Origin of the sequence: Ideonella sp., assembly GCF_035254525.1 — a bacterium.
Classification (GTDB): Bacteria; Pseudomonadota; Gammaproteobacteria; order Burkholderiales; family Burkholderiaceae_C; genus Ideonella.
Map to the genome: position 1 here is coordinate 54,973 of NZ_DATFAN010000162.1, position 9,645 is coordinate 64,617.

11 protein-coding genes and 1 pseudogene are annotated in these 9,645 nt (G+C 70.7%); 11 read left to right on the forward strand and 1 reads right to left on the reverse strand.

Translation table 11 applies throughout. From position 1 onward, the window contains the following. Window positions 1-73: 73 nt before the first annotated feature. Window positions 74-664, reverse strand: coding sequence for a GspH/FimT family pseudopilin (locus VJ693_RS16670; protein WP_324155930.1), 591 nt, complete (start codon window positions 662-664; stop codon window positions 74-76). A gap of 203 nt (window positions 665-867) precedes the next feature. Here VJ693_RS16670 and ribD point away from each other — a divergent pair, with 203 nt between their 5' ends. From ribD to VJ693_RS16725, 11 genes and pseudogenes are all read left to right on the forward strand, one after another. Further along, on the forward strand, window positions 868-1,983 hold the full coding sequence (ribD, locus tag VJ693_RS16675; RefSeq protein ID WP_324155932.1) for a bifunctional diaminohydroxyphosphoribosylaminopyrimidine deaminase/5-amino-6-(5-phosphoribosylamino)uracil reductase RibD: 1,116 nt from the start codon (window positions 868-870) through the stop codon (window positions 1,981-1,983). Window positions 1,984-2,032: 49 nt separating this feature from the next. Next, entirely contained in the window at window positions 2,033-3,133 is a 1,101-nt protein-coding gene (ribBA, locus tag VJ693_RS16680) for a bifunctional 3,4-dihydroxy-2-butanone-4-phosphate synthase/GTP cyclohydrolase II (protein ID WP_324155934.1), read from the forward strand. A 33-nt stretch (window positions 3,134-3,166) separates the two neighbouring features. After that, a complete protein-coding gene (ribH, locus tag VJ693_RS16685) occupies window positions 3,167-3,631 on the forward strand; it encodes a 6,7-dimethyl-8-ribityllumazine synthase (RefSeq protein ID WP_324155935.1) in 465 nt (154 codons plus the stop codon). After that, entirely contained in the window at window positions 3,628-4,110 is a 483-nt protein-coding gene (gene nusB, locus VJ693_RS16690; protein WP_324155937.1) for a transcription antitermination factor NusB, read from the forward strand. Before ribH ends, nusB begins: the two co-directional genes overlap by 4 nt. A 7-nt stretch (window positions 4,111-4,117) precedes the next feature. Further along, on the forward strand, window positions 4,118-5,302 hold the full coding sequence (locus tag VJ693_RS16695; protein ID WP_324155939.1) for a pyridoxal phosphate-dependent aminotransferase: 1,185 nt from the start codon (window positions 4,118-4,120) through the stop codon (window positions 5,300-5,302). 76 nt (window positions 5,303-5,378) lie between these two features. After that, window positions 5,379-6,962 carry a serine/threonine-protein kinase gene (locus VJ693_RS16700; RefSeq protein WP_324155941.1) on the forward strand — a complete coding sequence of 528 codons (1,584 nt, stop codon included), beginning with the start codon at window positions 5,379-5,381 and terminating at the stop codon, window positions 6,960-6,962. Then, window positions 6,959-7,354: a TssQ family T6SS-associated lipoprotein gene (locus VJ693_RS16705; protein ID WP_324155942.1), complete on the forward strand. Its 396-nt coding sequence runs from the start codon at window positions 6,959-6,961 to the stop codon at window positions 7,352-7,354. The genes VJ693_RS16700 and VJ693_RS16705 overlap by 4 nt, the downstream gene beginning before the upstream one ends. 110 nt (window positions 7,355-7,464) lie before the next feature. Further along, the gene (ybgC, locus tag VJ693_RS16710) at window positions 7,465-7,878 is read left to right on the forward strand and encodes a tol-pal system-associated acyl-CoA thioesterase (RefSeq protein ID WP_324155943.1); all 414 of its coding nucleotides are present in this window, start codon (window positions 7,465-7,467) and stop codon (window positions 7,876-7,878) included. Beyond that, a complete protein-coding gene (tolQ, locus tag VJ693_RS16715; protein ID WP_324155945.1) occupies window positions 7,875-8,567 on the forward strand; it encodes a protein TolQ in 693 nt (230 codons plus the stop codon). The genes ybgC and tolQ overlap by 4 nt, the downstream gene beginning before the upstream one ends. A gap of 19 nt (window positions 8,568-8,586) precedes the next feature. Beyond that, the gene (locus VJ693_RS16720; protein ID WP_324155947.1) at window positions 8,587-9,018 is read left to right on the forward strand and encodes a biopolymer transporter ExbD; all 432 of its coding nucleotides are present in this window, start codon (window positions 8,587-8,589) and stop codon (window positions 9,016-9,018) included. Between the two features lie 7 nt (window positions 9,019-9,025). Then, window positions 9,026-9,645, forward strand: a pseudogene (locus VJ693_RS16725) (protein TolA); the annotation flags it as partial.

A 9,645-nucleotide genomic window follows, 5' to 3' on the forward strand; every position in this document is an offset into this window, starting at 1 on the left:
CGCCTGACCGCACGCCAGTCGGACGAGCGGCGATTACCCGGCGACGAGCGGTTGGACCTCGGCGCCGAATGCGTCAACCTCGGCACTGCGCCTCGGTCGCCACCCGCGCCTTGCCTGGCTTGTTGACGCACACCAGCGCCGAGCCGGGCACCGCCACATCGACCGGTTCCTCCCCCGGCGGAAGGAAACGAAAGTGTGCAGAAATGCTCAACAGTACACCGCTCGGGCGGTAGGTCAGGTAGCGCAGCGTCGCGACCACCGGCGCCGGATTCGCCGGCGCCTGGTAGATGGCTACGATCTTGTCGGCGGACTCGACTTCACCACGGTCGTCCCGATCGACGAAGACCAGCCAGCCGTCGCTCCAGTCGTGGCCGCCATCGATGCACCTCGCCGTCCCGGCCTCCAAGCTGTCGCCATCCAGGGCGCAGACGCTGACCAGTTCGCCGCGGATCATGGCCTCTGACCTGGCCCGCCGCAACGCCGAGTTCAGGTCGTGGTAGCGCGCATCCACTGCCGCCTTGTCGCGAAACTGCTTCAGGCTAGGCACGCCGATCGCCGCCAGCGTGCCGGCGATACCGAGCGCCACCACGGTTTCGGTCAAAGTCACGCCCGATTGACGGGCACGGCGCTGCGCGCGGCGCAGGGACTGCTGCTGCGAGAACATGGGGATCCTCCTCGAGTGGCTGTCCCGGCCCCTTCCTCGAAGCCGTCATGGGTCAGCCGCGTTGTCGGTGGCGGTTCGTGCCGCCGCGGTACTTCTGGGCGTGAATTCTTCGCAGCTGCGAGGTCCAGGTCTTTCCCCCTGAAGGGGCCCCGCCACCCCCTCTTTGGGGGGATGCTCCAGCGCCGGCCCTAAACTCGGCCGCGATGCTGAACGCCGCCCGTCCCCCGACCGATCCGATGCTGCACGCGCTGGCGCTGGCCGAGGGCGCCATCGGGCTGAGCGAGCCGAACCCGCGCGTCGGCTGCGTGCTGGTGGCCGCCGACGGCCGCTGGATCGGCGAGGGCCACACCCAGGCCGCAGGCTCGGCGCATGCGGAGGTGATGGCGCTGCGTGATGCCCAAGCGCGTGGGCACGACCCGCGCGGCGCGACCGCCTACGTCACCCTCGAGCCCTGCTCGCACCACGGCCGCACCCCGCCCTGCTGTGACGCGCTGGTCACTGCCGGCGTCGGGCGCGTCGTGGTGGCGGCCGGCGACCCCAACCCGAGGGTCAACGGCCAGGGCATCGCGCGCCTGCGCGCGGCCGGCATCGTGGTCGAGTGGGCCGGCGATGCCGCGGCCGATACCTCGCGCGAACTGAACATCGGCTTCTTCTCGCGCATGCAGCGCGGCCGGCCGTGGGTGCGGATGAAGATCGCCGCCTCGCTGGACGGGCGCACGGCGCTGGACAACGGCACCAGCCAGTGGATCACCGGCGAGGCGGCGCGTCACGATGGCCACGCCTGGCGCCGTCGCGCCGCCGCGTTGCTGACCGGCTCGGGCACGGTGCTGGCCGACGATCCGCGGCTCGACGTGCGCGGCCATGCCATCGCGCGCCAGCCATTGCGGGTGGTCGCCGATTCCCGGCTCGCCACGCCGGCCGACGCGCGGCTGTTCGAGGCCGCGGCGCCGCTGCTCATCGCCACCGCGCAGCCTGATGGCGAGCGTGCCGCCGCCTTGCGCGCGCGCGGCGCCGAGATCCTGCCCTGCCCCGGCGCCGGCGGCCGTGTCGATCTCGATGTGCTGCTGCGCGAACTGGCTCACCGCGAGATGAACGAGGTCCACGTCGAAGCCGGCGCCCGCCTGAACGCTGCGCTGCTGCAAGCCGGCTGGGTCGACGAACTGCTCGTCTACCAGGCCCCGCTGCTGATCGGCGCCGGGCGCGGCATGGCCGCACTCGGGCCGCTCACCGCGCTGGCCGATGCGCAGCGCTTCGCCTTCCACCGGGTCGACCGCGTCGGTGGCGACCTGCGCCTGCTGCTGCGCCGGCCAGCCGCCTGAGCGCCCTGCGCGACAGCGCCACACCACCCCCGCCGCCTACAATGGCGGGATGCCCATTTCCCCCATTCCCGAGCTGGTCGCCGAGCTGGCGGCCGGCCGCATGGTCATCCTCGTCGACGAGGAAGACCGCGAGAACGAGGGCGACCTGGTGCTCGCGGCCGACCACGTCAGCCCGGAAGCGATCAACTTCATGGCCAAGCACGGCCGTGGCCTGATCTGCCTCACGCTGACCCGCGAGCGCTGCGAGCGCCTGCACCTGCCGCCGATGGCCAGCCGCAACGGGACCGTCCACGGCACGGCCTTCACCGTCTCGATCGAAGCCGCCACCGGCGTGACCACCGGCATCTCGGCCGCCGATCGGGCCCGCACGGTGCAGGCGGCCGTCGCCCGCGACGCGAAAGCCGCCGACCTCGTCCAGCCCGGCCACGTCTTCCCGCTGCAGGCGCAGGACGGTGGCGTGCTCATGCGCGCCGGCCACACCGAAGCCGGCTGCGACATGGCCGCGATGGCCGGCCTGACGCCCGCCGCGGTCATCTGCGAGATCATGAACGACGACGGCACGATGGCCCGTCTGCCGGATCTCGAGGTCTTCGCCCGCGAACACGGCTTGAAGATCGGCACCATCGCCGACCTGATCCACTACCGCAGCCGCAACGAATCGCTCGTCACCCGCGTGGGCGAAAGGCCCTTGCAGACCGCCCAAGGCGGCTTCCAGGCCCACGTGTTCCGCGACCGCTCGGGCGGCGTGCACATCGCGCTGGCCAAGGGCCGCTGGTTGCCGGCCGACGAGGTGCTGGTGCGCGTGCACGAGCCGCTGTCGGTGCTGGATCTGCTCGACACAGGCCACTGCCAACACTCCTGGCCGCTGCCCAAGGCGCTCGCTGCGCTGCAGGCCAGCGAGCGCGGCTTGGCCGTGCTGCTGAACTGTGGCACCGCCGAAGCCGACCGGCTGCTTGCCGGCCTGTTGCCCGAAACGACCGACGCGCAAGCCGCAGCGAGCTCGGTGATGGACCTGCGCACCTACGGCATCGGCGCGCAGATCCTGCGCGAGCTGGGCGTGACGCGCATGAGGCTGCTGGGCAGCCCGCGCCGCATGCCCAGCATGACCGGCTACGGGCTCGAGGTCACCGGTTTCCAGGCAGCCGAATGATCGCTGCCCATCCATTCGAACAAGGACATTCCAATGCAAGGTGCTGACCAGGGTCAGAGCGCATCGCTCGACGGCGAGGGGCTGACGATCGGCATCGTGCGCGCCCGCTTCAACGATGCCATCACCCGCGCGCTGGCCGACGCCTGCCTGGCCGAGCTGGCCGCGCTGGGCGTGGCCGACAAGCACATCACCCAGGTCACCGTGCCGGGTGCACTCGAGGTGCCGGTCGCGCTGAAGGCGATGGCCGACAGCGAGGACTTCGACGCGCTGATCGCGATCGGCTGCATCATCCGCGGCGAGACCTACCACTTCGAGCTGGTCGCCAACGAAAGCGGCGCCGGCGTGACACGCGTCGCGCTGGACCACCAGATCCCGGTGGCCAACGCCATTCTGACCGTCGAGAACGAAGAACAGGCCCTGGCCCGCGTGGCCGACAAGGGCCGCGACGCCGCGCGCGTCGCGGTCGAGATGGCCAACCTGCTGGACGATCTGCTGTGAACACCCCCGCCACCAGCGCACCGAAGAAGCGCGTTGCCCCGAAGTCGGCCCGCCGCCGATCGCGCGAATTCGCCCTGCAGGGCCTGTACGAATGGCTGATCGCCGGCAGCGACGCCGGCGTGATCGACGCCCACATGCGCGAGCAGGATGGCTTCGGCAAATGCGATGCGGTCCACTTCGATGCGCTGTTGCACGGCTGCATCCGCGACGCCGCCGCGCTCGACGCGGTGCTGACCCGCCATGTGGACCGCCCGACCATCGAGCTCTCGCCGATCGAGCACGGCATCCTGCTGATCGGCGCCTACGAGCTGACGAACTCGGTGGACGTACCCTACAAGGTGGCGATCAACGAGGCGGTCGAGCTGGCCAAGAGCTTCGGCGGCACCGATGGCCACAAGTACGTCAACGGCGTGCTGGACAAGGCCGCTGCCGAGCTGCGGCCGGCCGAGGTGAATACCGTCCGCGCGGCCCGGCGCTGATTCCAGCATGAAGCTTGCCGGGAGGCTCGACCACATCGAGCCGTTCTACGTGATGGAGTTCGCCAAGGCGGCGGTCGAGCTCGCCCGCTCGCCGGCCTGCGACCCGGCGCAAGGCGGCCGGCCGATGATCTTCCTGAACATCGGCGAGCCGGATTTCACGGCGCCGCCGCGCGTGCGCGAGGCCGCCGAGGCGGCCATCGCCGCCGGCCGGAGCCAGTACACCGATGCCACCGGCCTGCCCGCCCTGCGCCAGCGCATCGCGCAGTGGTATGCCGACACCCAGGGCATCTCGATCGACCCGGGACGCATCGTCGTCACGGCCGGCGCCTCCGCAGCCCTGCAACTCGCCTGCCTCGCGCTGTTCGACCCGGGTGACGAGGTGCTGATGCCGGACCCGTGCTATCCCTGCAACCGGCACTTCGTCGCCGCCACGGGCGCCACGGCCCGGCTTCTGCCGGCCGGCCCCGAGGCACGCTTCCAGCTCGATGCCGACGGCGTTGCCAGCCATTGGACAGATGCGACCCGTGGTGTTCTGCTGGCCTCGCCATCCAACCCCACGGGCACCTCGATCGCACCGGGGGAACTGCGGCGCATCGTCGAGACGGTGCGCGAGCGCGGAGGCATCAGCATCATCGACGAGATCTACCTCGGCCTCAGCTATGACGCCGCGTTCAGCCACAGCGCGCTGTCGCTGGGCGAAGACGTGATCTCGGTCAACAGCTTCTCGAAGTACTTCTCGATGACCGGCTGGCGCCTGGGCTGGCTGGTGGTGCCGCCGGCGCTGGTCGCGCCGATCGAGAAGCTCGCGCAGAACCTGTACATCTGCCCGTCGACGATCGCCCAGCATGCGGCGCTGGCCTGCTTCGAGCCGGAATCGCTGGCCGAGTACGAGCGACGCCGTGCTGCATTCCGCGAACGACGCGATTTCGTCGTGCCCGCGCTGAACGCGCTCGGCCTGACCGTGCCGGTCGCGCCCGATGGCGCCTTCTATGCCTGGGCCGACTGCAGTGCGCACGCCAGCAGCAGCTGGGCCCTGTGTGAACGGCTGATGAAGAACGCCCATGTGGCACTGACACCCGGGCGCGATTTCGGACCCGCTGCCGCCGAACGCTACCTGCGCCTGTCGTTCGCCACCGGCTTGCCGTTGCTGAAGGAAGCCGTTGCACGCCTGCGCACCGAGCTGAATCGGTGACAAGCCGTTAACCACGGGGTTCGGACCCAACTTTTTTCGCATTCGGCGCGGTACTCACTTGGCTATGCTTGGGCCCATGCGTTGGAACCCGTTCCGGCGGGGGGCGGTCGACGACGCGACCGACTCTGCCTTTGAAGCCACCGTGGCCGAAGATCTCGTCGCCGCGGCGGCCCCGCCTGATGCACCGGCCAGCGCCGAGTTGGGGGCGACCACCCTGCCCGTCAAACGGCCGGTGATCGGCCATGTCGGTCGTTATGCGCTGAAGGCCGTGCTCGGCGAGGGCGGGCTCGGCACCGTCTACGCCGCGTGGGACCCGCTGCTGTCGCGCGCGGTCGCCGTCAAGACACTGCGCCTGCACCCCGACACGCAGGCCCTCGGCGCGCTCGACGACCTGATCCTGAACGAGGCGCGCGCCGCGGCGCGGCTGTCGCACCCGCACATCGTGACGGTGTTCGACGCCGGCCCGTCGGACCAGGGCATCTACATCGCGATGGAGCCGCTGCGCGGCCGCGACCTGCGCCACATGCTGCACGAGGGCTGGCGCCCGTCGCCCGTCGAGGCCGCCCAGGTCGTGCGCCGGGTGGCCGATGCGCTGGCGTACGCGCACGGCAAGGGTGTCGTGCATTGCGACATCAAGCCGGCCAACATCTTCATGGTCGGCCGGCGCAGCCCCAAGGTGCTGGATTTCGGCATTGCCCGCGTCGCCCACCGCGAAGCCCCGTCGGTCGAAGGGCCGATGGCCGGCTCGCCCTACTACCTCGCGCCCGAGCAGCTGCGCGGCGAATCGGTGGACCGCCGTTGCGATGTCTACTCGCTTGGCGTCGTGTTGTTCGAGCTGCTGACCGGGCAGCGCCCCTACACCGGCCAGACGCTCGAAGAGATCAACCAGGCCGTGCTGAACGCGCCGATCCCGCTCGCACGCCAGGTCAACCCCAAGGTGCCAGCGGCGCTGTCGGCGATTGCCGCACGTGCGATGTCGCGCGACCCGGCCGACCGCTTTCCCTCGGCGCGCCACCTGTCGATGGAGCTGCGCCACTGGCTGGACCAGCCCGAGGCGCGTGCGCTCGCCGAGAGCCCGGAAAGCGTGCGCCGCCGCCGGCTGACGCTGCTGGGCTTCGGCGCCGGCGCGGCCGCATTGGCGGCCTTGGTGCAGACCGCCTGGCAGCCGTGGGCGGCGAGCGAAGAGACCGCGGCCACGGCCCCGGTGGCTGCTGCCGCGCCCAGCCAGGCCATGGCGACAGACCCGGCGGCGGCTTCGGCAGCGGTCATGGGCGAACCGGTCGACCCGGCCGCGCAGGCGGGCGCCCTCGCCGCCCCGGCCGCATCGTCGGCCGCCGAGCCCGGCGCCAAGCCGAAGCCGGCCGCCACCGCGCCGCGAGAGCGAAAGCCGCGCGCGTCGGCCGCCGGCACGCCGGTGCCCGAGGTGGCCGAGCCCGTGGCGCCGATGCCGCCAGGCTATGTGCAACTCGCGGTCAGCCCCTGGGGCCAGGTGGAGGTCGATGGAGCCGCTGTCGGCATTGCACCACCGCTGAACCGGCTGAGTTTGCCCGCCGGCTCACACACCATCACAATTCGAAACGGCGAGTTGCCACCGCTGGTGCGCGTGATCCAAGTCTCGGCCGATCACCCGGTGACCATCAAGCACCGATTCGAACAATGACCACACCTTCCCGCCTGGCCGCTGCGGCCACCTTGCTCGTGCTGGCCCTGCTCACGGCCTGTGCCGCACCGCAAGCCCCCGCCAGCGTCAGCGATGCCTTCGACCGCCCTGCGGAGCGCAACCTGCTGCTCGGCCTGCGCGCCTACGACGAAGCGCAATACCCCGAGGCCGAGCGTGCGCTCGGCGAGGCACTGCGCCTGCAGCTGACGACCCCGCGCGACCGGGCCAACGCACACAAGACGCTGGCCTTCATCTACTGCACCAGCGGCCGCAAGCCGCAGTGCGAGGCGGCCTTCCGCGCGGCGCGCGCCGCCGACCCGGCCTTTGCATTGAACAAGGCCGAGGCCGGCCACCCGGTCTGGGGCCCGGTGTACGAGGCCTCGAAGCACTGAGATGTCGCCCCCTACGCCGCTTCGCGTCGCTCCCCCAAGGGGATCAGGCCGCTTGGGGCGGCCCGGCGCGGCCTGAGCCTCAAGCCGTCGCGTATCATCGGCGGCTTGCCATGAGCCTGCCCCGCGCCGCCCGTTTCAGCCATCTGCTGCGCGTCTACTGGGAAGACACCGATGCCGGCGGCATCGTCTTCTACGCGAACTACCTGAAGTTCTTCGAACGCGCCCGCACCGAGTGGCTGCGCAGCGCCGGCCACGGCCAGCAGGCGATGGTCGAAGCGACCGGCGCGATGTTCGTCGTCACCGACAGCCGGCTGCGCTACCTCAGGCCCGCGCGGCTGGACGACGAACTGCTGATCACGGTCGAGCCGGTCGAGATCGGCCGGGCGCGCATGCTCGTCAAGCAACAAGCCTGGTGCGGGGAGGTGCTGCTGTGCGAGGGCGAGATCGCCATTGCCTGCGTCGACCGAGGAACCTTCCGCCCGCGCCGCATTCCGAACGACATCCTCGACAAGCTCCCCGCATGAACCAGGACCTCTCCATCATTTCTCTCGTCATGGGCGCCAGCTGGGTCGTCCAGCTGGTGATCGCCGGGCTGCTGCTGGTGTCGCTGGCCAGCTGGTCGGTGATCTTCGCCAAGCTGGTCGGGCTGTCGCGCGTGCGCGGGCGCAACGACCAGTTCGAGCAGGAGTTCTGGTCCGGCAAGAACCTGAACGATCTCTACCAGAGCGCCAACAGCCGGGTCGACGCCGCGCCGATGGAGCGCCTGTTCGCCAGCGGCATGCGCGAGTTCCTGAAGTTGCGCGAGCGCCGGCTCGATACCGGCGCCCAGCTCGATGGTGCACGCCGTGCGATGCGCGCGAGCCTGCAGCGCGAGCTCGATGCGATCGAGGGCAACCTCGGCTTCCTTGGCACGGTCGGCTCGGTCAGCCCCTACGTCGGCCTGTTCGGCACGGTGTGGGGGATCATGCATGCCTTCGTCGGCCTGTCGAACCTGCAGCAGGTCACGCTGGCCACCGTCGCGCCGGGCATTGCCGAATCGCTGGTCGCCACGGCGATCGGCCTGTTCGCCGCGATCCCCGCGGTGATCGGCTACAACCGCTTCGCCCGCGACATCGATCGCATCGCGATCCAGCTCGAGAGCTTCACCGAAGAGTTCTCGAACATCCTGCAGCGCAACATCGGCACGCCGGCCACCGCGCCGACGGCGCATTGAACGCGAGGAGATTGCGCAGATGCCAGGCGTGATGGCCCGAGGCGGCCCGACGCGGCGCCGCCGCACGATGAACGAGATCAACATGGTGCCGTTCATCGACGTGATGCTGGTGCTGCTGATCATCTTCATGGTCAGCGCACCGCTGATCACCACCGGCGTGGTCGACCTGCCGAGCGTCGGCCGCGCCAAGCAGCGCCCGCAAAGCGTGATCGAGATCGTCGTCGGTCTCGACGAGAAGCTGAAGATCAAGGTCGACAAGGGCGAGCCCACGGGTGTCGCGCTGCCGCAGCTCGTGGCGCGGGTGCGCGAGGCGCAGCGTGGCCAGGCCGATGTGCCGGTGGTCATCTCGGCCGACCGGCAGGTCAAGTACGAGAGCGTGGTCAAGGTGATGGACACGTTGCAGCGCGCCGGCGTGCAGCGCGTGGGCCTGTCGGTCAAGCAGGGAGCCTGAGCGCACCGTGTTCGCCGCCTCGTCGTTCGACCCGCGCCATCCGCTGAAGTCGCTGACGATCCCGCGCGACGCCCTGCGGCCGCCGAGCGCCGACAGCCCGCGCCTGGGGTTGACGCTGTCGGCGCTGGCGCATGCCGGGCTGATCGTCGCGCTGGCGATCGGTGTCAGCTGGCACACCGCGGAGCCCGAAGGCGTGACCGCCGAGCTGTGGTCTGCCGTGCCCGAGATCGCCGCACCGCGCGCCGAGCCACAGCCCGAGCCGGAGGTCGCGCCGCCGCCCCCACCGCCCGCGGTGACGCCGCCGCAGCCGACAGCGGCCGAGCGCGAGGCCGAGATTGCGATCGAGAAGGCCCGCGAAGAAAAAGAGCGGCGCGAGGCGCAGGAGCAGAAGGCGCGCGAGAAGCGCCTGAAGGAAGAGAAGGATCGCAAGGAAGAAGAGCGCCAGCAGGCCGAGAAGGAGCGCCTGGAGCGCGAGAAGACCGAGGCCAAGGAACGCGAGAAGGCGAAGCTGGAGCAGCAGCGCAAGGAGCAGGCCTCGGCCGCCGCGCGCGAGAAGGCCCGCCAGGACCAGCTGCGCCGCATGAACGAGCAGCTCGGCGGCAGCGGCGCGCCCACCAGCACCGGCAC

Coding starts and splice junctions, on each gene's coding strand:
- VJ693_RS16670 (WP_324155930.1), bottom strand. CDS start 664: ATGTTCTCGCAGCAGCAGTCCCTGCGCCGCGCGCAGCGCCGTGCCCGT.
- ribD (WP_324155932.1), top strand. CDS start 868: ATGCTGAACGCCGCCCGTCCCCCGACCGATCCGATGCTGCACGCGCTG.
- ribBA (WP_324155934.1), top strand. CDS start 2,033: ATGCCCATTTCCCCCATTCCCGAGCTGGTCGCCGAGCTGGCGGCCGGC.
- ribH (WP_324155935.1), top strand. CDS start 3,167: ATGCAAGGTGCTGACCAGGGTCAGAGCGCATCGCTCGACGGCGAGGGG.
- VJ693_RS16695 (WP_324155939.1), top strand. CDS start 4,118: ATGAAGCTTGCCGGGAGGCTCGACCACATCGAGCCGTTCTACGTGATG.
- VJ693_RS16700 (WP_324155941.1), top strand. CDS start 5,379: ATGCGTTGGAACCCGTTCCGGCGGGGGGCGGTCGACGACGCGACCGAC.
- VJ693_RS16705 (WP_324155942.1), top strand. CDS start 6,959: ATGACCACACCTTCCCGCCTGGCCGCTGCGGCCACCTTGCTCGTGCTG.
- ybgC (WP_324155943.1), top strand. CDS start 7,465: ATGAGCCTGCCCCGCGCCGCCCGTTTCAGCCATCTGCTGCGCGTCTAC.
- tolQ (WP_324155945.1), top strand. CDS start 7,875: ATGAACCAGGACCTCTCCATCATTTCTCTCGTCATGGGCGCCAGCTGG.
- VJ693_RS16720 (WP_324155947.1), top strand. CDS start 8,587: ATGCCAGGCGTGATGGCCCGAGGCGGCCCGACGCGGCGCCGCCGCACG.